Source organism: Serratia sp. SM04, from assembly GCF_040280225.1.
GTDB lineage: Bacteria > Pseudomonadota > Gammaproteobacteria > Enterobacterales > Enterobacteriaceae > Serratia > Serratia sarumanii.
Map to the genome: position 1 here is coordinate 651,292 of NZ_JBEOQT010000022.1, position 22,987 is coordinate 674,278.

Consider the following 22,987-nt stretch of genomic DNA (forward strand, 5'->3'; position numbering starts at 1 on the left):
AAATTTAACATAATATACATTATGCGCACCTAGGTAATGATATGTGGATTCTGCCGTCCAGGCCTGATTTATGGCTTTCTCCTGCGGCCAATCATGCCAGCGCCGGCTGCTCATGCCGCTGAACTAATTCGTTTTTCAACCGGCCATAAGCCCGGCGGTCTTCTGCTGTCTGGTGTTTGTGTTGCTCAGCAACACCATGATGCTTGCGCAGAGAATGTCTGAACGCCAACTGTCTGATCGCCTGTTCACTTCCTGCAGTAAATGCCTGCGCGTGATACATATGATTGACGTTTCCCTTGTAGTAACGCCTGCCGGTAATGCCGTTCTCGCCACGCGGCGTAGGTCTCATGTCATGCATCTTGTCATTCACACCATCCAACGCCGCCAGCCTTTCAATCTTCAGCAAGATATCAATCGTTGGTTTGGCACTGCTGTACTGCCGATATGATGAATTGCCGTTAATACGCCAGCCAATATCTCGCGTAGTTTCAGCGCTGCATCTTTATAACGCGGATCATAAGGCTCGGCCGTGATGATGCGCTCTGTCATTTTCCGCTCCAATAATGATGACCGGACATGATTTCAATGGCGCATCTCCGCCGATAAGGAGTAAAAATCCCCTGCTTTTTTGATCTCGCTACGTAAAATCTGGCAAAACGTGGCTGCTACGATACTGCAGATTTCTCCAAAACGCGTCATTTCAACAGGTACTATTTGTACGCTAAATGCGCATTGGCGTCCGTTTTCATCGTTTTCGGCGCCCACCACGGCGTTGGCTATACTGAATGGGGACACATTCCAGGAGCCTCCCCATGTTTGACCATGTGAAATTTGGCGTCAGCGACTTTGCCCTTAGTAAAGCGTTTTTCCTCAATGCACTCGCGCCGCTGGGCGTAAAGATCGTTGCCGAAGGCGAACCCGGCTATGGCGTCGAACTTTGTCACGATCGGGGTAACGTGTCATTGTGCCTGTTTCAAACCGATGAAAAACCGGCGCATCTGCACCTGGCATTTGCCGCAAGCAGCCGTGAACAGGTCGATGCGTTCTACCACGCCGCGCTAAATGCCGGCGGCAAAGACAATGGCGCACCCGGTTTACGGCCCAATTACCATGCCCACTACTATGCGGCATTTGTGATCGGCCCGGATGGCCACAATATCGAAGCGGTATGCCATAACCCGATGAGCTAGTAATTTTTCCAGCTAAAACAGCATATTAATCACGAGATGATGCACGTCATTTAACATAATGCAATTGTGACGTGGTCACTTAACGTTACCCCGTCACGTCAATCCACTCTGCTCCGGTGATGCTGGCCAGGCGTTGTGGCGCAATTCTCACGCCTGAGTTATCGCTGCCGCCTGCCGGAAGCACTTCACCGTAGCGGCACAGGCTGCGATCGCAGTAAATTCTTACCGCTGCCGGTGCGGCAAAGGGGCAAACGCCGCCCGGTGGATAGCCGGTCAGCGCCTCCACCTCCTCCGCCGGCAGCATGCGCGCCTTTACGCCGAAGAATTGTTTGTACTTCTTGTTATCGATTCTGGCGGTTCCCGCCATCACCAACAGCACTACGCCGTCGTTCACGCGAAACGACAGCGTCTTGGCGATCTGCCCGCTCTCCACGCCAAAGGCTTCCGCCGCCAGCGCCACCGTAGCGGTATTCTTTGCCAGCACCGTCACCGCCGTTTCCGGCGCGTGCTCGGCCAGAAATCGCTGAACGCGCTCTATACTCATGCCCTTCCTCCCGATGTTGTAAGCCATTGATAATGCCGCAGTGAGGGTTTCGGTTTTAACATCGCATGCTAAAAATGAGAATCAAAATTGTTCAAATCGGTGAATCTGAACAAAGCTTTAAGGGGCCAACGCCCTTTTTTACCTATCATTTTTCATGGAGATACCTGCATGACCACGCAAACGACAGCAAGGCCTTCAGCGGTCGCGGTGGCCGTCTATGAATGGCTCAATCCGATACCCTACGGATTTTTCACCGCTGCGCTGATTTTCGACATTATCTATGCCTGCACGGCGAATATTCAGTGGGTCAACGGTGCCAGCTGGCTGATCGCCATCGGCCTGATTTTTGCCATTATTCCCCGTCTGATTAACCTGGTGCAGGTGTGGTTCGGCAGCGGCCGGCTGCAGGGGCCATCGGTCAAGCTCCATTTCTGGCTGAACTTGCTGGCCATCGTTCTCGCCATCATCAACGCTTTCGTGCATAGCCGGGATGCGTATGCCGTGGTGCCGCAAGGTCTGGTGCTGTCTGCGATCGTGGTCGCGCTGCTGAGCCTCGCCAACATTCTGCTGGCCGTGGGCGCCCGCGCAAAATAATAAGGAGGTTTTCATGAAGCTATCATCCATCGCGATTGCGCTTTCGGCCGTGTTGGCGCTGGCCGGCTGCGATAACAGCGCCGTCATTTCACCGGAACAACAAATGGGGCCGGATCCGACGTTGCCGGCGGCGCAAGACTTCCTGATGCCGCCGATGCAGGTGCCAAAGGGCGTCGGCTGGCAGCAAAATCAGATGCCGAAAGTGGCCGAAGGCTTGAAAATCGATAAGGTGGCGGACGGTTTGCTGCACCCGCGCCAGCTGCTTACCCTGCCCAACGGCGATGTTTTGGTGGTGGAAGCCAACGGGCCGGGCACGGAAGCGGTGAGCACGCCCAAGCAGCTGATCGCCGGTTTGGTGAAGGGCCAGTCCGGTAAAGGCGGCAAAGGGGGCAACCGGATTACCCTGCTGCGCCCAACCGCCGATGGCAGCTGGGAAAAGCATGTCTTCCTCGAAGGGCTCGATTCGCCGTTCGGCGTGCAGCTGATTGGCAACACCCTGTATGTGGCCAACACCGGCAACATCATGCAGTACGCCTATCAGCCGGGCGAAACGCGCATCAGCGATGCGGGTAAAGAGCTGGCCGATCTGCCGGACACCATCAACCATCATTGGACCAAGGCCCTGCTGGCCAGCCCGGACGGTAAAAAGCTGTATGTCGGCGTCGGTTCAAACAGCAACATCACCGAAAACGGCCTGGCCGTAGAGTACCGCCGCGCCGCCGTGCTGGAAGTGGACACCGCCTCCGGTGCCAGCCGCATCTTCGCCAGCGGCCTGCGCAACCCGACCGGGCTGCAGTGGGAACCGCACAGCGGCAAGCTATGGGCCATCGTCAACGAGCGTGACGAGATCGGCGCCGATCTGGTGCCGGACTACCTGACCTCGGTGCAGGACGGCGGCTTCTACGGCTGGCCTTACAGCTATTTCGGCCAGCACGTCGATCGGCGGGTGCAGCCGGCGCGGCCGGATCTGGTGGCGAAAGCCATCAAGCCGGACTACGCCCTCAGCTCTCACGTCGCGCCGCTGGGGCTGCTGTTCTACACGGCGAACGCTCTGCCGGCCGAGTATCGCGGCGGCGCCTTCGTCAGCGAACACGGCAGCTGGGATCGCTCGCCGCTGAACGGCTACCGGGTCAGCTACGTGGCGTTTGAGCAAGGCAAGCCGGTCGGCAAACTCAAAGCGGTGGTCACCGGCTTTGTCTCCGACGACGAGAAGGAACTCTATGGCGCACCGGTAGGATTGGCGGTCGACAAGACCGGCGCCCTGCTGATTGCTGATGACGTCGGCAACACCGTTTGGCGCGTTAAATCGAAATAAGCTCAAGGCGTTGTCGGCAGGCAACGCCGCGTGAAAGCCAGCTTGTCATTCTCGCATGCAAGCGTGGCGGGTATGGCTCAGTGTACTGTGTAACTTATCGTACTCTTCACGGGTAATTTTTTGCGTGGCCAGTAAGGTGCGCAAGGTTCCGTACAGAAAACCGAGCTCATACCCCCGCGCGTAGCCCTCTGCACTGTAACGGTTGATCTCACCGGTTTTGAGCGTTTCAATACCGTCATTAAGCCAGTCCAGTGCGTCCTGAGTGGTCAAATCCATCATTGCTTCCCCTTATCAAGCGAAAAATAAAAGCCTAGCACGCCCTTGTTATTGAGTATATTTTTGCGGGTTCCATTTTCGACATATCTTTGGAATTTATAACTGGCTGCGTATCCCTTGGCCGCTCTGCATATAATTTCGCTTAAATTTGAATCACTGTTTTGATCTCATTTTCATCAACAGATCGTTGGCCAGAAATAAAAGGTTTTAACATTTCGACATAAACCAGTACAATTCCCTACCCTGTGTTAACCCTTTTTTTAGGTTGATTGTGTCGTTAATTCAGCGCTCTGCATCGCGAAATCGGGCCGCCGCCTGGTTAGGGGTGTTTGCCATTCTGATGTTGTTCATTGCGCCGGTGGTCTCGCGATCCCTGGAGCATGTGCGCGCCGGAAGTGCTGGAGCGACCGTCATGGCGGATTGCGGCATGGATATGCCGATGCATCACGGGATGCACTCGCCGCCACCTGAGTCTGAGAAAGCCTCACAGCCGCTGATGCAGCACGGCGGCGGCCACCACAACATGGCGATGATGATGGACGACAGCGCCTGCGGCTATTGCGTGCTGTTGCTGCACGCGCCGCTGCTGGACGTGAGCCACGGCCCGCTGTTCTGGTCCCAGTCGCTGGCTTCGCGCCCGCCGCCGATCCACTATCTCGTCCCTCTGTTTGCCCACGTTGTTCACACCGAATTACAGCCGCGCGCGCCCCCCATCTCTTTCCTCTGATTTAACAATAAGCCCATTGCCGTTCTCTGTATTGCCGTTGATCGTTTCAACCCGGCGGAATTAATTCGCCCAACGGTTAATCATCGAGACGACATTATTAATCCGGTTATTTCCAGGTTGATGGAATTAACCCCCGTATTTTCCGATGGTGATTTTCGCCAGGCCGCCCCCACGCCTGAATAATCCCTCGGCCAAGCACGGAAAAAGTTAGCTTAAGGAAAGATGATGTTTAAACCGACTTATAAAAAGAACGCCGTCAACCGCGCCATTACCACCGCCATGCCGCTGTTTCTGCTGGCCGGCCACGCGGCGCAGGCGCATCAACACCCTGCCGGCGCACAGGTTAATGATGGCGACGTGATCACCGTCACCGCGCCGCTCTACTCCCCGCTGACCATCGTCACCTCGCCGAAAACCCCACGCCAGCCGGTGCCGGCCAGCGACGGTTCGGATTACCTGAAAACCATTCCCGGCTTTTCGCAGATCCGCAACGGCGGCACCAACGGCGACCCGGTGTTCCGCGGCATGTTCGGCTCTCGGTTGAAGATCCTCACCGACGGTTCGGAAATGCTGGGCGCCTGCCCAGCGCGGATGGATGCACCGACCTCTTACATCTCGCCGGAAAGCTTCGATCTGTTGACCATTACCAAGGGGCCGCAGACGGTGCTGTGGGGGCCGGGATCGTCGGCGGGCACGGTGCGTTTCGAGCGTGAGCGCCCGCGCTTCGACAAGCCGGGTATCAAGGGCAACGCCAGCGTGCTGACCGGCTCCAACGGCCGCTGGGACGAGAACATCGACGCCAGCCTCGGCGCCGAACAAGGCTACCTGCGGGTGATGGCCAACAAATCCCGTTCCAACGACTATCAGGACGGCACGAATACGCGCGTGCCATCGCGCTGGGACAAGTGGAACGGCGATCTGGCGCTCGGCTGGACGCCGGACGCCGACACGCTGCTGGAAGTAACTATGGGCCGCGGCAACGGCGAAGCGCGCTATGCCGGCCGCAGCATGGACGGTTCGCAGTTCAAACGCGAAAGCCTGGGCATGCGGGTGGAGAAATCCAACATCGGCGACGTGCTGGATAAGCTGGAAGCGCAGGTCTACTACAACTACGCCAACCACGTAATGGATAACGTCACCCTGCGATCGCCGGGCAGCGGTGGCATGGCTGGGCACGGGGGGCATGGCGGCATGAGCATGGGGATGGGCGGCCACGGCGGGCACATGATGTCCTCCGGCATGACGATGCAGCTCGATCGCCGCACCGTCGGCGGCCGCGTGATGGGGACCTGGCATTGGCAGGACGTGAAGCTTGAAAGCGGCCTGGACACCCAAACCAACACCCACCGCAGCATGAACCGCGGCAGCTGGGAAAAAGACGCCCAGTTCAACAGCTACGGCGCCTTCAGTGAACTGACCTGGTCCACCAGCGAACAGGATAAACTGATCGGCGGCGCGCGCCTCGACCGCACCCTGGTGGAGAATTTCCGCAGCGCCAGCGCTGGGAAACGTTCGGACACCCTGCCGAGCGGCTTTATGCGCCTGGAGCATACGCTGGCCGACCTGCCGCTGATGCTGTATGCCGGCGTCGGTTATACCGAGCGCTTCCCGGATTACTGGGAGCTGTTCTCGCCGAAGCTTGGCCCGTACGGCAGCAAGGATCCGTTCTCCAGCGTCAAGAGCGAGAAAACCACGCAGCTCGACATCGGCGCGCAGTACAACGGCAAACGCTTCAACGGCTGGGTCTCCGCTTATGTAGGCCGCGTCGATGATTTCATCCTGTTCAAATACGATCCGCACAACGCGCGCCTCAGCCAGGCCGATAACGTCAACGCCAACATCATGGGCGGCGAAATGGGCATGGGTTATCAGCTGAGCGAGCACTGGAAAACCGACGCCAGCCTGGCCTACTCCTGGGGCAAAAACACCAGCGACGGCCGCCCGCTGCCGCAGATCCCGCCGCTGGAGGCGCGCCTGGGGCTCACCTATGAGTACGGCGACTGGAGCGGCACCGGCCTGTGGCGTCTGGTCAGCAGCCAACACCGCGTGGCGATCAACGAAGGCAACGTGGTGGGCAAAGACTTTGCCGAAAGCGCCGGCTTCGGCGTGCTTTCCGCCAACGCCGCCTACAAGGTGAATAAAAACGTCAAGCTGAGCGCCGGTCTGGATAACATCCTGAACAAGACCTACAGCGAGCACCTCAACCTGGCGGGCAACAGCGCCTTCGGGTACTCGGCCAACAGCGCGGTGAATGAACCGGGCCGCACCCTGTGGGCCAAGGTTAACATCACCTTCTAAGCGGTTCACCGGGCGATGGGCCACCGTCGCCCGGTCAGGCGATATGCGATCCGGTTCTTAGGATATGAGTTTTAAGTTTTTCCCATTCGGTTAGGCGGCGATTACTATCATCTTCAGGTTAATCATTGCCCCGGAGGGAATATGCAAAAGATCACTCGTTTTCTGGCCCTGCTCGGCGAGCTGATGATCGAAAAAGCCGAAGATGCCGCGCCGCAGGCTGCTCAGCCTGACGATCGCGACGACGCGTTGCCACCGCGTCTCGAACGTGGGGTTCCGCTGGCCGACCGCTTCCTGTTCATGTAATTCCCCTCACTGTCTTTTTGTCCGGCACGCTCGTTCACACAGCACGCACGATAGATGCTGACAATCACCGCCGGCAAGTAGCCGGACGCGCACGCCCTGGCGCATCCGGGGCGTGCCGTTAATTCAGGGCGGCGAGAAATGCCTGATAGCCTTGCGCGCTGCGATCCAATTCGTGGGATTGCAGCGGTTCCACCGTGCCGTCCGAAGCGGCCTCCCTACCGTAAAAGGCGAAGAACGAGGCATAGTCGGCCCGCACGTAACCGGCGGTGACTTCAAACGGCCGGAAGATTTCCTCCAGCGAGTAGCGATAGCGCCCGTCGCGCGCATAATCCTCTGCGCGCACCCCCGCCGTGACCGCCAACGCCAGCTTCTTGTTTTGCATCTTGTAGCCGCTGCGCGAACCGTAGGCCCAGCCGTAGGTCAGCACGTCGTCCAGCCATTTTTTCAGCAGCGGCGGGCTGCTGAACCAGAAAATCGGGAACTGCAGCACGATGTTGTCATGGGCTTCGATCAGCCGCTGCTCGTGGACGACGTCGATCTGCCAGTCCGGGTAGGCCTGATGCAGTTCGTGCACGGTATACCGCTCCGGATAGCGCCGCAGCTCCTCCAGCCAGCGTTTATTGACCACCGAGTTCGCCATATCGGGATGGGTCACCACCACCAGGGTTTTCATATCGATTTCTCCAGTCAAGTGTCTACCGGCGCATCATAGGTTATGCTGGAACAATGTAAAATACGCACACTCACGACACATACTTACCCTGGAGAAAGCACTCAATGACCGCCGAATCCCACTGCAGCCCAACGGGCATCAGCCTCGAAGACACCGGCTATGGCTATACGCTGTCGGTGATTAACGGCAAATATAAAATGATTATTCTCTACTGGCTGGCGTTGTATAAGCCGGTATTGCGGTTCAACGAGCTGCAGCGCTGCATCGGCACCATTTCCTACAAAACGCTGAGTTCGACGCTGAAAGAGCTGGAAAAAGATCGGTTGGTGGTGAGAAAGGAGTATCCGCAGATCCCGCCCAAGGTGGAGTACAGCCTGTCCGAACGCGGGCGTTCGCTGATCCCGGTGATCGACATGATGTGCAACTGGGGGGAACAGCACCGGCCGGAACAGCCGGTGCCGTGAGGGGTTAGTTGTCCGCTGCCGCCGAGGTTGCCGGCGCGGGCTCATCGTGCTCGACCAACGCGTCCGCCGGCCGGCACTGGCGCAGCGTGCGCACGCTGAAGGCCACCAGCACGCCGAGCACAGCGGCGAATGCGCCAAACGACAGCACGCTCATTAGCGGGGTAAACACCCTGCCCAGTACGCCGAGCCCCAGCGCGCCGATCGAATCGCCGGTTACGTCCTGCGCGGTGCCGAGGCTGTTCACCCGCCCCAGCAGATGATCCGGCGTATTGCTCTGGATCAGCATGAACTGCAGGAGCGAAGCGATGGCGTTGGCGTAGCCGTAGCACACCAGCGCCAACAGCGCCGGCGCCAGGTGGCTGAACAGCCCCAGCGAAGCGATAGCGGTAAACGCGACGATGGCGGCAACCAGGATCAGCACGCCGGGCCGAGAGAAACGCCCCACCCAGCCGCTGGTCAGCGCGCCCAGCATCGCGCCGAGCGGCACCGCGGAATACATCAGGCCAATTGAGGACGCGCCGACGTGGTAAGCGTCCTGCGCCAGCGCCGGGAACAGCACCCGGACGGCGCCGACGATGCTCATCAGCATTCCCAGCAGCACCACCGACCCCACCACCTTATTGCGCCAGACAAACTGGAAGCCGCTGGCGAGCGCGCGCAGCGGGTGTTCCGGCTCCTGCTGCTGCGGCAACAGCGTCGGCAGGCGCACCAGTGGGACAAGGGTGCCCAGCGTCCCGGCGGCGGCCACGGCGAACGCCAGCCCCACGCCGCCGAACACGATGATAATCCCGCCCAGCGCCGGCGCCAGGATCGCGCCGATGCGCACCGTCACCATGCTCAAGGCCCCCGCCGCCGCCAGGTTTTCGCGCCCGACCAGCAGCGGGATCACCGCCATCAGCGCCGTCATGCCCAGCGCCCCGAAGAAGCCGTCCCAGGCCGCCAGCAGGTAGAGTGCCCACAGCGAAGGCGCCGGGGCGAAGGCGTTCAGACTCAGGGCGACAAAGCCCAGCCCGCAGGTGCCGCGCGCGAACAGGATCAACTTGCGGCGATCGTAGCGATCGGCGAGCACGCCGCCCAGCATCAGGCCGATAAACATGCCCACCCCGTCCAGCGCCACCGCCACGCCCACCTGCAACGTGGAGCCGGTCATCGCCTGGATCTGAATCGGCACCCCCACCGCCAACATGCCGAGGGAAAACACCGACAGCATGCGGGCGCAGAAAATCGCGCGGAAATGCGCATTGCTTCTCAGCAAACTGAAATCAAGAAAAAAAGAAGGTCTGGCCATAGTGTCCTGCATATCATGTTTTAGTACGGGCCGGGACGCACGCCCCCCGGCCCGGTTGCGTTATACCAACCCGTATTGCCGCGTCAGCAACGAATGCAACAGCGGCCCGAGCGTCTCCAGCGAAGCCGGCGACAGAATGTCCGCGTGTTCGCAGCGCTGGTGATGGCAGATCAGCCCATCCAGATACGGTGCCCACACGGCGTCGATATCCATCTCCGGCGGCAGCGTCTGGTCGGCGACAAACAGCGTCGCCGTGCCGTGGAAACGCCGGCTGCGCGCCTGGGACAGAATGCGCACCGCGTCGCGGTAGTTGGCGACGATGCTGTCGAACATTGCCGCCTTCTCCGCCATCAGCGCCGGATCGCCATGATCTTCCGCCATAAACTCGGCCTGCTCCTGCGCCACCTCTTTCTGCGCGTCCTCCTCGCTGGGGCCGGTCCAATCCTGGCCTTCCGGCGGATAGGTATCCAGCATGCCGAGGAACGCCACCTCTTCGCCCTGCTGCTGCAGGCGCGCGGCCATCGAGTGCGCCAGCGTGCCGCCGAGCGAATAGCCCAGCAGGTAGTAAGGCCCCTGCGGCTGCAGGCGGCGCAGATTGGCGAGATGACGATCGACCATCTGCTCGATATCCTCACAGGTGGCGATGGCGCCGTCCGGTCTTGGCGACTGCAGGCCGATGATGGGGTAGCTGCCCGGCAGATAACGGCTCAGCCCCGAGTACTGCCAGGCGAAACCGGAAGCCGGATGCAGGCAGAACAGCGCCGGGCCTTGGCCGGCCCGCAGCTGCAGGCATTCGCCGACGCCGCGGCTCTCGGCCGAGTTGGCCGCCTGCGCGTCATCGAGCAGGTGCGCCATCTTCTCCAGGCTGCGGGCGAACATGATCTGCCCGACGCTCAATGGCCGAGGCACGCGGCGACGCAGCTCCGCCGTCAGACGCATCGCCAGCAGCGAATGGCCGCCCAGCGCGAAGAAGTCGTCGTCGGCATACACCGTCTCGCGCCCCAACAGTTCCCCGAACAGCGCCGCCAGCAGGCGTTCGCTGTCGCTCTGCGGCATGCGGCCACTTTGGTGGCTCAGCTGCGGCCGTGGCAACGCCTTGCGATCCAGCTTGCCGCTGGCGCTGAGCGGGAAGCTGTCGGTCATGACATAGCTGACCGGCATCATGTGCGCCGGCAAACGCTGCTCCAGCGCCTGATGCAGCACGGCGGTATCCAGCGTCACGCCCGGTTGGGCGATCAGCCAGGCGACCAGCTGGCGCATATCGGCGCCGCCAAGCCCCGTCGCGCCCTCGCCCAGCTCGATGGCGTGCACCGCCGCTTGCGCTACCCCCGGCTGCGCCAGCAGCGCCTGCTCGATTTCCCCCAGCTCGATGCGCTGGCCGCGGATCTTCAGCTGATCGTCGCTGCGCCCTAAATACTCGACGCTGCCGTCTTCCAGCCAGCGGGCGATATCGCCGGTGCGATACATGCGCGCGCCGTTGCCGGCAGGATCGGCGACAAACCGCTGCGCCGTCAGCCCCGGCCGATGCAGATAGCCATCGGCCAGCTGAATGCCGCGCAGATAGAGATCGCCGGCGCAGCCGACGGGCACCGGCCGCAGCATGGCGTCGAGAATGCTCAGCTGGGTGTTCCAGACCGGTTTGCCGATCGGCACGCCGGCGCCGCTCACCGCCGCCAATGCCGCGCCGGACGCCGGTTGGTAGGTGACATCGACCGCCGCCTCCGTCGGGCCATACAGGTTGTGCAGCGGCGCGGTAACCAACGCCTGATAGCGGGAAGCCAGTTCACACGACAGCGCCTCACCGCTGCAGAACACGCGTTTCAGGCTGGCGGCGGCGCGCTGTGGCGCCCGCTCGTTCAGCGCCTCCACCCAGATAGCCAACATGGACGGAACGAAATGCAGCGTGGTCACGCCATAGTCGTCGATCAACGTCGTCAGCGCCTGCGGATCGCGATGCGCCTCCGGCGGTGCCATCACCAGGCGCGCGCCGACCATCAGCGGCCAGAAGAATTCCCAGACGGAAACGTCGAAGCTGCACGGTGTTTTCTGCAATACCACGTCCTGCGCATCGAGCGCATACTCGTGCTGCATCCAGAACAGGCGGTTGACGATCGCCCGGTGGTTTACCACCACGCCTTTCGGCCGCCCGGTAGAGCCGGAGGTATACAGCACGTAGGCGGGATAATCGCCGTTCCCCGCCGGCAGGCGCGCAGGCGGTTCGCGCCCGCTGTCGTCCAGCGCATCGAACAGCAGCGTCGGCGCCAGCGCGGCAAAGCGGGCATCCAACGCGCTCTCGGTGATAATCAGCCGCGGCTTGGCGTCCTCCACCATGTAGGCCAGACGTTCGTCCGGGTAGCCGGTGTCCAGCGGCAGCCAGGCGGCGCCGGTCTGCACAATCGCCGTCAACGCCAGGCTGAGGCGCACGGAACGCGGCAACGCCACCGCCACGATATCCCCCGGCTGAATGCCGGCCGCCGTCAGCCGCTCGGCCAACAGCGCGGCCTGGCGCTGCATGTCGCGGTAGCTGAGGCTGTGCCCGGCATCCTGCAGCGCGATGCGATCCGGCGTGCGCCGCGCTTGATTGGCGATCGCCTGATGCAAGGTGGTGTCCGCCACCGCCTGACCGGTGCGGTTGACCGCCGCGATCAGCGCCTCTTCCTGTGGGGTTTGCAACTGCCAGCGCGGCAGCGGCAGATCCGGCTGGGCGATCCACTGTTGCAGCAGCGCCATCAGCCGCGCGGCGAAGCGCTCAGGCTGCGGCACCGAGGCGCGGTATTCCATCAGCAGGCGCAGACGTTCGCCCGGCAGCACCAGCAGCGTCAACGGATAGTGGGTATAACCTTTGTTACGGATGGCGTCGCAGCGCAGCGATCCTGTGCCGCCCAGCAGAGCGTCGTTGTCCGGGTAGTTCTCCACCACCAACAGCGTATCGAACAGCGTGCCCGCCCCGGCCAGGTGCTGAATTTCCCCCAACCCCAAATCGTCGTGCTCCAGCAGTTCAATTTGCCGGTGCTGCAGCTCAGTCAGCTGTTCCGTCAACGAGCGGTCATGCTGCAGACGCACCCGCACCGGCAGCGTGTTGCTGAACAGGCCAACGTGTTCCTCGACCCCTTCTATCTGGCCAAAGCGGCCGGAAACCGGCGAGCCGAACACCACGTCCTGCTGGCCGCAACAGCTGGCCAACTGCAATGCCCAAATGCCCTGCATCACGGTATTGAGCGTCAACCCGCGTTCGCGACACAGGGTCAGCAAGCGCCTTTCCTCGGCCGGCGGCAGCGTCATTTCCAGCTCGTGCACGCGATCGTCCTGCGCCTCACCGAACAGCAACGTCGGCCGCACGTCCTGCAGCGTCTGGCGCCAGAGGCGGCGCGAAGCTTCGGCATCCCGCGCGGTCAGGCGGCGCACGATATCGGCATAGTTCGAACGCAGCGGCGGCAACGCCTGCTCGCCTTCACGCAGGGCCAGCATCAGATCGTTGAGCACCACCGGCGTCGACCAGCCGTCGACGATCAGGTGATGCGCGTTAAGGAACAGCGTGTAGCGTTCGCTATCCCCGTGTTTGACCAGCAATGCATGCAGCATCGCGCCCGGCTGGTTGAACAGATCGCGCTGCAGCTCCTGCTGCTCCAGCCGGTGCAGTGCCTGCGCCTCCTGTTCTTCGGCCAGCGGCGGCAGCGCGTGGCTGTCCTGCGGCCAATGGCTTTCCTGCGGGATCAGCTGCAGCGGCTCGCCCTCGCGGTTGAATCGGGCGGCCAGCTGCGGATGGCGGCGGATCACCGCATTCAGCGCCTGCTGAAGTTGATGCGCGTCCAGTTCGCCGCAGAGGCTCAGGCGCGTCAGCGAGTTGTAGCTGCCGCCCTGCTGCGCTGTCTGCGCATGGAACAGCAGGCCGTGTTGCAGCGGCAACAGCGGCAGCGCCGCGGCTAACGGCCCGCACTCCCGTTCCCAGGCGCGCACCGCTTCATCATCGACGCCCGGCTGGGCGATTTCGGCCGCCACCAACGTCGCCGCCGCGCGTTCGGGATGCCGTTCGGCAAACTCGCACAGTGAACGCACGGCGTGCTCGATGCCGCTGTGCAGCTGCGCAATGTCGCTCTCGCTGAAAATTCCCTCCAGCCAGCTCCAGTTAATCGCCAGGCAGGCGCCGTCGCGCCGCTCCTCGACAAAGATATTCACTTCCAGCCCGTAAGACGGCGCCTGCTGCGCATCCTGCGCCACGGCGAAGGCGTCGCGGAAGCGGGTCTGGCTGCGCTGCGGCGTCCAGTGCGCCTCATCCTGGCTGAAACGCCCAAGGTAGTTGAATAAAATCTCCGGGGCGTTGCGCTGCGCCAGCGCCGCCAGATCGTCACGCTGCGGATGCAGATAACGCAGCTGGCCATAGCCGACGCCGCGATCGGCCACCGCGCGCGTCGCCCGTTTCACCGCGCGCACCGCCTCATTATGCTCGGCGTCATGCAGTTCGATACGCAGCGGGTACTCCGCCGTCAGCCAACCGACGGTGCGGGCCAGATCGAGGCCGTCATCCAGTTCGGCGCGGCCGTGCGACTCCAGAGAGAAACGCAGCGAAGCGGCCTGGAAACGGCGGCGGCAGGCCTGAGCCAGCGCGCACAGCATGATCTCTTCAACCTGGGCGCGATAGCTCTGCGGCAATGTGCCGAGCAGCGCGGCGGTCAGCCGGCTGTCGAGCAGCGTGCGCCGTTCGCTCACCGAGGCGATGCGATCGGTCTGCGGTTCCAGCGCGCGCCGCCCCAAACGCGGCACGCCGTCCGCCAGCATCTGCCGCCAGAACGGCAGCTCGGCTTCGCGGCGTTCGACGTCGGCCCGTAAACGCGCGGACCATTCATAGAGCGAGGTTTCCTCCGGCGGCAGCGTGATCGGCTGCCCCTGCATGGCGCTGTCGGCCACTTGCCGCAGCTCGTCGAGCAGGATGCGCCAGGAAACGCCGTCAACCACCAGGTGGTGGATCGCCAGCACCAGCCCCAGGCTCTGCCCGTCACGCTGCAACAGGATCGCCTGCATCATGGCGCCGGCCGCCGGATCGAGCTGCTCGAGTGCGGCATCAAACGCCTGTTCCGCCGCTAGCTCCAGTTCGCCGGATACGGTCTGAACCTGCATGAACTCAGCGGTAGCGGCTTCCTCGACCACCAACTGGCCGTCGCGGATCCTGGCGCTCAGCGCCGGGTGCGCCGCACGCAGCTGTGCCAACGCATAACGCAGCTGTTCCGGTTGCAGTTCGGCGGGCACACGCAGGAAAACGCCGTGCGCGAAGCGGCGATGCATATCGCCCGTCTCGGCGAACCAGTGCAGGATCGGCAGCCCGTCGATCGGGCCTTGTCGCACGCTGCGTGCGGTCTGAGAGCTAACGGCCAGCGGCTGCATCGCCTGCGCCATGCGCGCGGGGGTGTGCAGCGCGAAGATCTCGCGCGGCCGCAGCAGATAGCCTTTGCGCCGCAGGGCGGTGCCCAGCCCCATCGCCGAGATGCTGTCGCCGCCGAGCGCGAAGAAATCGTCGTCTGCGCCGACGCGCTCCATTCCCAACAGTTGGGCCATCGCGCGGCAAATCAGCCTCTCCTGCTCGGTGGCCGGTTCGCGAATGCTTTGCGCCAGCGTTTCCTGCGGTTTGGGCAGCGCCTGGCGGTCAATCTTGCCGTTGACGTTCAGCGGCAGCTCCGGCATTACCACCAGGATCGCCGGCACCATATAATCCGGCAGACGCTGCGCCAACTGCCCCAGCAGCTCGCTTTGCAGCGCCGGCGAGGCGCGACGCGCGTCATCCTGCACCGAGCAGTAGCCAATCAGGCGATAGGTGGCGCCGATCGGTTCGGCGATCACCACCGCCCGCCCCACGTCCGGCAAGGCGGCCAAGGCGCTTTCCACCTCACCCAGCTCGACGCGGAAGCCGCGCACCTTGATTTGGTGATCGGTCCGGCCAATGAATACCAGCTGGCCCTCCGCGCTCCAGCGCATCAGGTCGCCGCTGCGGTACATCACCTCGCCTTCGGCGAACGGGTTGGCGACAAAGCGCGCCGCCGTCAGATCCGGGCGCCGCAGGTAACCGCGCGCGATGCCCTTGCCGGAAATGTACAGCTCGCCCGCCGCGCCGATCGGCACCGGCTGCAGGCGGCTGTCGAGCAGCCAGACTGAGGTATTGGCGAGGGGACGGCCGATCACCGGCTGGTCTGCGGCCGTGACCGGCGCGCCGAGGGTATCGACGGTGTATTCGGACGGGCCGTAATAGTTGTGGATCTCCACCTCCGGATGCTGCTGCATCAGGTTCCACAGCGTCGGCGTCGCCGCCTCGCCGCCGATCATCACGAACGACGGCAGCGGGAACTGCCCTTTCAGCAGACCGCAGTCCACCAGTTGCGAGAAGAACGACGGCGTGATGTCCAGCAGATCGATCGGCGTCTGCTGGGTCTGTTCCAGCAGCGCCCAGGGGTCGCGGCGCAGCTCTTCATCGAAGATAACCAGTTCGCTGCCCATCATCATGCAGAACAGCGGTTCCCAGGAGGAGTCGAAAGAGAACGAGGCGGTATGGCCGGCGCGCAAGCGGCGCGCGTGGCGAGCCTCGAATTTTTCGATCGCCGGGCCGAACAGAGAAGCCTGGTGCGACAGGAACAGGTTCAGCAGCCCGCGGTGCGTGGACATCACGCCCTTGGGTTTGCCGGTCGAACCGGAGGTGTAAATCATGTAGGCGAGATGCGCCTCGTTCAGCGGCACACGCCGTTCGTCGTCCGTTATCGGCGTGGCCGCGGCGGCCGCGCAGCGCGCCAGGCACGGGGCGTCGTCCAGGCACAATACCTGCGGCAGATCCGGCATGTTGGCCTGCGTGTCACTGTGGGTCAGCAACATCACCGGCCGCGCGTCGTCGCACATCAGCGCCAGGCGCTCACGCGGATAGTCCAGATCGAGCGGCATATAGGCCGCGCCGCTGGCCAGCACGCCGAACAGCGCGACCAGCGTGTCCACCGAGCGCGGAATGCCGATGGCGACCACGTCTTCGGCGCCGATGCCGCTTTCGATCAGCACTCGCCCCAGCTGCATCACCCGTTCGGAGAGCTGCCGGTAGCTGAGGCGCACGTCGCCGCAGGACACCGCCAACGCCTCGGGCTGACGCTCAACCTGGCGCTGGAACGCATCCATGATCGAAACCATGCCCGCCGGCGGTGTCAGCTCAGCGCCGCGCCCCCAGGCCGCGAGTTGTCTGAGTTCCCCCTCGCCGATCAACGCCAGTTGACCGTTCGGCTGGTGCGGCTGCCGCGCCAACTGCTGCAGCCAATGGCCGATGCGCTCGGCGTGGTGCTGCAAGGTGCGCGGCGAGTATTTGGCCGGGTTGGCGACCAAAGACAGCGTCAATACGCCGCTTCGAAAACCGATCTCGAACTCCAGGTCGTCGACCGGCCCCATCGCCAGCGTATGGGTGGTGGCCGCCTGACCGTCGAACGACAAGGCGCTGTGGTAGACCTTGACGTTGACCACCGGCCCGTACAGTTCCTGATGGCCGCCGACCAGGCCGAGATCGCGTTTGATCTGCTCCGCCTCATAGCGTTGATGGCGGCGCGCCTGCTTGATCTGTGCCACAGTGGCCAGGCAGACATCCGCCAGCGACATCTCCGGCGTCACGTTCAGCAGCAGCGGCAGCACGTTGACCACCGGGCCGACCGCCGCCAGCGCCTGCGATCCCATCCGGCGCATGAAAGGAAAACCGACTGAGAAGCGGGTTTCGCCGCTCATGCGCGCCAGATACAGCGCCAGCGCCGCCGTGACGATATCGGCCGGCTGCAGCGACTGCAGCGCGCCATCGCGCAGCGCTTCGTCAAACAGCGATTCAGGCAGCACCAGCGCCTGTTTGAGCGGCCGGGCGCCCGCCTCAACCTCCCGACTCTCCGTCGATAATGACAGCGGCGACGGCAAATCGCGCAGATGCTGGCGCCAGAATTCGGCCGCCCGCTCACGTGCGGGCGAGGTTTGCCATTGCTGAAACTCTTCCACCACCTTGCCGAACGGGGTAAACGGCGAGGCCGCCGGCGCCAGCCCGTGGCGCAGCGCGCGATAAATATCGGCGATCCGACGGGTGATGGCTTCGAAGCTGAAGCCGTCCAGGGTCAAATGATGAAAGCGCTGATACCAGAACCAGCGATCGGCGCTGACGCGGATCACCGCATGGCGATAGAGCGGCCGCTCGCCGTCCGCCGGCAGATCCTGCGCCAGATCGTCGTTCATCAGCGCCAGCGCCGCCTGTTCGGCGTCCGGCCGCGCGCTGAAATCGAACCACTCCGGCGCCTGCACGCGCGCAGGATCGGCGTTCAGCGGCAAACGCTGCACCGGCTGGCCGTCCTGCGCCTCAAAGAACTGCGCCTGAACCGTATCCGCTTCGGCCAGCCCCTGACGGATCGCGCGCTCCAGCGCCGAGCGGTCGATAGCGCCGTGCAGTTCGGTGTAGTGCGCCACCGCGAAGCCGTTGCGCCGCAGCGCGATTTGGTCGGCGATCCAGATCCCCGGTTGCGCCGCAACCAGCGGATAATCCCGATACTCGACCTGAGTATCCGGCAAAGAAAGCGTTTCTGACATGGTGTCTGTCCTTTTCCTCAAACGGAATGTATCGATGTGGCTGTCTGGCGCTTAACGCGCCGCATCCGCCGCTTTCAAGGCCGCCGGCCGCATGTCCTGCCAGTGCGTTTCGATGTAGTCGATGCATTCGCCGCGCGACGCCGGCCCCATCAGCACGCGCCACCCTTGCGGCGCGTCGGCAAACTGCGGCCACAGCGAATATTGCTGCTGTGCGTTGACCAAAACGGAGAAACGGAGGCTTTCGTCATCGAACGGGTTTTGTTGTTCCTGAGTCATTTTCATTACCTGTCTGTCAAAATGTGTGGGTTATTCCATCCCGGAAAGCAGCTGGCGTACGCCGTCCACCAGGCCGCCGCGCCAGCAGAGCGCGTCATGTCCGCCGGAAAACACGCGGTAGTCGGCGCGGTGCCCCGCCGCCGTCAGGGCCTCGTGCATCTGGCGATTGACGAATTCGATATCCGCCTCCCGATCGCCGGCCTGTTGGATCACGTTGAGCGCTGGCGCCGCCGCATCGCGTTGCCGAACCTGGCGTATCAGCCAGCCTTCCTCCAGTTCGTGGCGTTTTTCGAACTGGGTAACGAATTGCACCGTAGGCCACCAGAAGGAGCCGGACTGGCTCAGCACGTGGCCGAAGCGCGCCGGCCAATGCAGGCCGGCATATAACGCCGCCAGCCCGCCGTAGCTCTGGCCGGCGACGACGGTGCGCGCCCCTTCCTCGCTGAACGCTTCGCGCTTCTGCGCCTGCGGCAGCAGCTCATCGATGATTGCCTGCCAGAAGGCGGCGTTGCAGGGCAGCTCGTTTTCCCGGTGTTCGCCGTCGATCGCATCGATCAGTAGCCAGCATGCGGGCGGCAGCCGCCCTGTTGCGGTTTCGTTCTCGATCACCGGCAGCAGCGCGTGCCTTTCGATCCAGTTTTGGCCGTCGAGCAATAACACCAGCGGGCGATTCGCTTTCACCGCCGCGTCGCCGCTGGCATACAGCCAGACGCGCCGCTGTGTGCCGAGCCGTTCGCTGTGCCACTGAAAACGCTGTAGCCGCGCCTCGTCCAGCGGCCGATCGGCGGCCTGCCAGGCGCTTTGGTCGTCGGCATCCGGCCCCTGGGCCAGGGAAACCGGGCGCGGACGATGCGAAGGCCCCAGCGAGAGGCGATTCAACGGATCGGCGATCGCCAGTGGAAACAGCGAAATCCACCAGGCGCGCTGCTGGCGATCGCGCAGCGTTTCGTCGTCGCTGAAGACGGGAGGAAGATCCCGGTCTGTGACGGGGATCAGGCTGTAGCTGCCGCGCCAGCGGCGATCGATAACGGCCGCGCCGTACCAAACGTCGGTGCCGGGCAGCCTGGTCAGGCTGCTGGGGGACGTGCTGTGGTGATCGGTTATGCCGTTGATATCGGCATAAACGCGGCGAATCGGCGAGCACCGCTCATCGCCGGCAGGATCGCGCCATAGCCAGGTCATTTTGACGTGGCGGTCATCGTGCGGCTCGACGATGGGCGTGCCGTGAGAGGCCACCTTCTGCCACCACTCGGGCTGCCCCGCCGCCTCTTCACGCAGCCACTGCGCCGCCAATCCCTCATGACCGTTGCCTGGCCTCTTTTCCGGCAAAAACTCCATAGCGCCCCTTACATAACATGAGTGATTTTTACAAAACCTGACAATCGTATTGATACTCATTATCGTTTTCAATACTATTTGTCGGATTTTTACCGTCGTGCGCACACGGCGTTTCCGTATCGACGGGTAAAGACCGCTCGCCGATATTTCGGGGTTTATCAGGGTTGCATGACACACAACGCAGGTATGCAGGAGAGAGAATGAAGATTAAAAACAAAGGGATAGACAATTCGAATGCGGAAGCGACGGCCGCCAAGCGGTTGTTGCTGGGCTCGGCGCTGGCCTTACTGCCCTTCGCGCCACACGCGTCCGCCGCGGCGGATGAGACGATTTTGGTGACCGCCGACGCGCAAAACAGCGTGACCGCGCCGGTCAAAGGGATCGTCGCCAAAGAGAGCGCCGCCGGCACCAAGACCGCCGCCGCTCTGCGCAAAACGCCGCAGTCCATCTCGGTGGTCACGCGCGAGCAAATGAACGACCAGGAACCGGCGTCGGTCGCCGACGCGCTGAACTACACCAGCGGAGTGATCACCACCTACCGCGGTAACTCCAACCGCAATGACGAAGTGATCAGCCGCGGCTTCCGCTATGCGCCCAAGCTGCTCGACGGCCTGCACTTTGGCCTCTCGAGCCAAAACGGCGGCGCCGGGCAGATCGATCCCTGGCTGCTGGAGCGCGTGGAGATGGTGCACGGCCCGGCCGGCGTGCTGTACGGCCAGGTCAGCCCCGGCGGCGTGGTGGTGATGACCAGCAAGCGCCCTACCGCCCAGAGCATTCACGAAGTCAAATTCAGCACCGGCAACCGCCATCTGGCGGAAACGGCGTTCGATTTCGGCGGCAAACTCAACGACGACAACACCCTGTTTTATCGCCTGAACGGTATCGCCAGAACCGAGCATGAGTTTGTCAAAGACAGCAAGCAGCAACGGGTGGCCATCGCGCCGGCCTTCACCTGGCTGCCGAACGAAGACACCAGCTTTACGTTGCTGACCAGCTACCAGAACGATCCGAAAGCCGGGTCGCGCAACTTCCTGCCGCGCGCCGGCACGCTGTTCTCGACCAGCGCGGGCTATGTGCCCTATGACTTCAACATCAGCGAACCCAGCTTCAACAGATCGCGGCGCGAGCAGGCGTCGATCGGCTACAGCCTCGAGCATAACTTCAGCGATGCGCTGTCGTTTACCCAGAACCTGCGCTTCACCCACCGCGATGAAGACTATAAATATCTGGTTTATAACGTAAACTCGAAGGTCAACGACCACACCGTCACCCGCATGGCGCAGCATGAAACGCAGATGACCAACGAGTTTGGCGTGGATAACCAGCTGAAGGGGCTGTTCGACACCGGCGAGGTGAAGCACACGGTGCTGGGCGGGTTGGATTACCGCTACAGCCATATCGATTCGAAGATGTATCGCGATCGCGGCAACGACTACCCGATCGACTGGGCAAACCCGGTTCGCCCCAGCATCGATGGCAGCACGCTGGCGCTGGCTTCCAGCGATTTGAAGACGCTGAATCAGGTCGGGGTGTATCTGCAGGACCAGCTGGAGTGGAATAACTGGAACCTGCTGCTGTCCGGCCGTCAGGACTGGTCGCAGGTCAACACCCGCGATCGCACCAGCGGCGGTAAGGAGCAGACCTACAACGATGCCCAGTTCACCGGCCGTGCGGGCCTGCTTTACGCCTTCGACAACGGCATTTCGCCGTATGTCAGCTACAGCACTTCGTTCGATCCTAACCTGTATCCGAGCGCGCCGGGCGCCGATCCGCTCAAGCCGACCACCGGCAAACAAACCGAGGTGGGCGTGAAGTACCAGATCCCGGGCGGCAACACCCTGCTGACCCTCTCCTGGTTCGACATTACCCAGCGTAATGTGGCGTCTTACAACCGTCTCACCTCCGCCTACGAGCAGATCGGTGAGGTGAAATCCAAAGGGATTGAGGCGGAAGTACATGCCCAGCCGACGCCGGAGATCAAGCTGACCGCCGCCTATACCTACACCGACGTGGTGACCAAAGACTCCAACTCGGCGGACGAAATCGGCCACAGCCCGGCGGGCATCCCGCGTCACGCGGCTTCCGCCTGGGGCAGCTACAGCTTCCTGAGCGGCGCGCTGAACGGCCTGACCGTCGGCAGCGGCGTGCGTTACATCGGCGATGCGCCGGCCGACGCCATCGGCCAGTACGATGTGCCGCACTACACGCTGTACGACGCCATGGTGAAATATGACCTTGGCCAGGCCTCGTCTGCGCTGCGCGGTGCGGCTCTCCAGCTCAACGTACAGAACCTGACGGACAAGAAATACGTTTCATCCTGCAGCGGCGAGTATGCCTGCTTCTACGGCAGCGGCCGCAGCATCATCGCTTCGGTCAACTACCGCTGGTAACCAAAATGGGCGGCCAGCGCCGCCCATTTTCCACCTTTCCCGCCGCCTTTACTCCTGCTTCAATTCTCGCAAGTGCTTGTACACCGTGGCGCGCCCCATCGACAGCACGTTGGCGATGTAGTCCGCGGCGCTTTTGGCCTTGAACGCCCCCTGATGATAGAGATCGCTGACCAGCCGCCGTTTTTGTTCGCGGCTCAGCGCGCCGAGCGCGGCGTTTTCGCGCCGCAGCCAGTCGTGCAGGAAGGTGTTGATCTTCTCCTGCCAGTCATCTTTGAACAGTTGTTGCGGCTGTGGCTGCAGCCGCGTGACCGACAGGAACATGTCCAGCGCGTTGCGGGCGTCCTCGAACATCGCGGTGCTCAGGTTGATGCACAGCAGATAGCTGGGCTTGCCCTGCTCGTCGCGCGCGGCGATGCTCACCGAACGCATCTTTTTGCCGTCCCAGTTCAGCTTCTCATAGGGGCCGGTCACGCCGGCGCCGCCATCAAGCTCGAAGTCCTCCAGCCCGGCGTCATCGCCCGGTTTGCGCTTCGACAGGTTGTTGGCCAGATAGGCAATCTTGTTGGTGGCCAGATCGTGGATCACCACTTCCGCATTCGGGAAAAACAGCGCCGCGATGCCGTCGGCGACCGAGCGCAAAAGTTCGAGTTGAGAAGAAGAGTTCGGCACGCTGGGGGGTCTCCGTATAGCCCGGTTTGGTTTGCGGTTCAGCCGCTTAGCATACCGCAGTTGCCGCCGCT

16 protein-coding genes and 1 pseudogene are annotated in these 22,987 nt (G+C 62.6%); 8 read left to right on the forward strand and 9 right to left on the reverse strand.

What is annotated here, in order from left to right:
• Positions 1 to 91 precede the first annotated feature (91 nt).
• Positions 92 to 549 (reverse strand): annotated as a pseudogene (locus tag ABTW55_RS23800) (GrpB family protein).
• Between the two features lie 263 nt (positions 550 to 812).
• Between ABTW55_RS23800 and ABTW55_RS23805 the strand changes: the two are divergent.
• Positions 813 to 1,190: a VOC family protein gene (locus ABTW55_RS23805; protein WP_033648335.1), complete on the forward strand. Its 378-nt coding sequence runs from the start codon at positions 813 to 815 to the stop codon at positions 1,188 to 1,190.
• Positions 1,191 to 1,275: 85 nt separating this feature from the next.
• Here the strand turns inward: ABTW55_RS23805 and ABTW55_RS23810 are convergent, their stop codons facing one another.
• On the reverse strand, positions 1,276 to 1,734 hold the full coding sequence (locus ABTW55_RS23810; RefSeq protein ID WP_033653150.1) for a YbaK/EbsC family protein: 459 nt from the start codon (positions 1,732 to 1,734) through the stop codon (positions 1,276 to 1,278).
• Positions 1,735 to 1,902: 168 nt separating this feature from the next.
• Between ABTW55_RS23810 and ABTW55_RS23815 the strand changes: the two genes are divergently transcribed.
• Together ABTW55_RS23815 and ABTW55_RS23820 are read left to right on the forward strand one after the other, a co-directional pair.
• On the forward strand, positions 1,903 to 2,328 hold the full coding sequence (locus ABTW55_RS23815; protein WP_033648337.1) for a DUF2231 domain-containing protein: 426 nt from the start codon (positions 1,903 to 1,905) through the stop codon (positions 2,326 to 2,328).
• Positions 2,329 to 2,341: 13 nt separating this feature from the next.
• Positions 2,342 to 3,643, forward strand: a complete 1,302-nt coding sequence (locus tag ABTW55_RS23820) for a sorbosone dehydrogenase family protein (protein WP_060421084.1) — start codon at positions 2,342 to 2,344, stop codon at positions 3,641 to 3,643.
• Between the two features lie 45 nt (positions 3,644 to 3,688).
• Here ABTW55_RS23820 and ABTW55_RS23825 read toward each other — a convergent pair whose 3' ends face one another.
• The gene (locus tag ABTW55_RS23825; protein ID WP_200761760.1) at positions 3,689 to 3,922 is read right to left on the reverse strand and encodes a hypothetical protein; all 234 of its coding nucleotides are present in this window, start codon (positions 3,920 to 3,922) and stop codon (positions 3,689 to 3,691) included.
• Positions 3,923 to 4,259: 337 nt separating this feature from the next.
• Here ABTW55_RS23825 and ABTW55_RS23830 point away from each other — a divergent pair, with 337 nt between their 5' ends.
• The 3 genes from ABTW55_RS23830 (at position 4,260) to ABTW55_RS23840 (ending at position 7,247) form a co-directional block, all read left to right on the forward strand.
• Entirely contained in the window at positions 4,260 to 4,646 is a 387-nt protein-coding gene (locus ABTW55_RS23830; RefSeq protein ID WP_230199944.1) for a DUF2946 domain-containing protein, read from the forward strand.
• A 279-nt stretch (positions 4,647 to 4,925) separates the two neighbouring features.
• Positions 4,926 to 6,944 (forward strand): TonB-dependent copper receptor, encoded by a 2,019-nt coding sequence (locus ABTW55_RS23835; protein ID WP_326753491.1) that lies wholly within the window; start codon positions 4,926 to 4,928, stop codon positions 6,942 to 6,944.
• A 141-nt stretch (positions 6,945 to 7,085) separates the two neighbouring features.
• Positions 7,086 to 7,247 (forward strand): hypothetical protein, encoded by a 162-nt coding sequence (locus ABTW55_RS23840; protein ID WP_016927696.1) that lies wholly within the window; start codon positions 7,086 to 7,088, stop codon positions 7,245 to 7,247.
• A 118-nt stretch (positions 7,248 to 7,365) separates the two neighbouring features.
• On the opposite strand, the gene ABTW55_RS23845 is transcribed toward ABTW55_RS23840, so the two are convergent.
• Positions 7,366 to 7,920, reverse strand: coding sequence for an NAD(P)H-dependent oxidoreductase (locus ABTW55_RS23845; protein ID WP_060421093.1), 555 nt, complete (start codon positions 7,918 to 7,920; stop codon positions 7,366 to 7,368).
• Between the two features lie 104 nt (positions 7,921 to 8,024).
• Here ABTW55_RS23845 and ABTW55_RS23850 point away from each other — a divergent pair, with 104 nt between their 5' ends.
• A complete protein-coding gene (locus ABTW55_RS23850; protein WP_025302868.1) occupies positions 8,025 to 8,384 on the forward strand; it encodes a helix-turn-helix domain-containing protein in 360 nt (119 codons plus the stop codon).
• 4 nt (positions 8,385 to 8,388) lie between these two features.
• Here ABTW55_RS23850 and entS read toward each other — a convergent pair whose 3' ends face one another.
• The 4 genes from entS to fes are packed head-to-tail and all read right to left on the reverse strand — an operon-like array spanning position 8,389 to position 19,857.
• Positions 8,389 to 9,672 (reverse strand): enterobactin transporter EntS, encoded by a 1,284-nt coding sequence (gene entS / locus ABTW55_RS23855; RefSeq protein ID WP_033648343.1) that lies wholly within the window; start codon positions 9,670 to 9,672, stop codon positions 8,389 to 8,391.
• A 60-nt stretch (positions 9,673 to 9,732) separates the two neighbouring features.
• Positions 9,733 to 18,243 carry a non-ribosomal peptide synthetase gene (locus ABTW55_RS23860; protein ID WP_060421096.1) on the reverse strand — a complete coding sequence of 2,837 codons (8,511 nt, stop codon included), beginning with the start codon at positions 18,241 to 18,243 and terminating at the stop codon, positions 9,733 to 9,735.
• Positions 18,244 to 18,294: 51 nt separating this feature from the next.
• The gene (locus ABTW55_RS23865; RefSeq protein ID WP_033648496.1) at positions 18,295 to 18,519 is read right to left on the reverse strand and encodes an MbtH family protein; all 225 of its coding nucleotides are present in this window, start codon (positions 18,517 to 18,519) and stop codon (positions 18,295 to 18,297) included.
• A 30-nt stretch (positions 18,520 to 18,549) separates the two neighbouring features.
• The gene (fes, locus tag ABTW55_RS23870) at positions 18,550 to 19,857 is read right to left on the reverse strand and encodes an enterochelin esterase (protein ID WP_230199934.1); all 1,308 of its coding nucleotides are present in this window, start codon (positions 19,855 to 19,857) and stop codon (positions 18,550 to 18,552) included.
• Positions 19,858 to 20,057: 200 nt separating this feature from the next.
• Here fes and ABTW55_RS23875 point away from each other — a divergent pair, with 200 nt between their 5' ends.
• Positions 20,058 to 22,247, forward strand: a complete 2,190-nt coding sequence (locus ABTW55_RS23875) for a TonB-dependent siderophore receptor (RefSeq protein WP_060418687.1) — start codon at positions 20,058 to 20,060, stop codon at positions 22,245 to 22,247.
• 48 nt (positions 22,248 to 22,295) lie between these two features.
• Here the strand turns inward: ABTW55_RS23875 and ABTW55_RS23880 are convergent, their stop codons facing one another.
• Positions 22,296 to 22,916: a transcriptional regulator gene (locus ABTW55_RS23880; protein ID WP_033648347.1), complete on the reverse strand. Its 621-nt coding sequence runs from the start codon at positions 22,914 to 22,916 to the stop codon at positions 22,296 to 22,298.
• Positions 22,917 to 22,987: the final 71 nt, after the last annotated feature.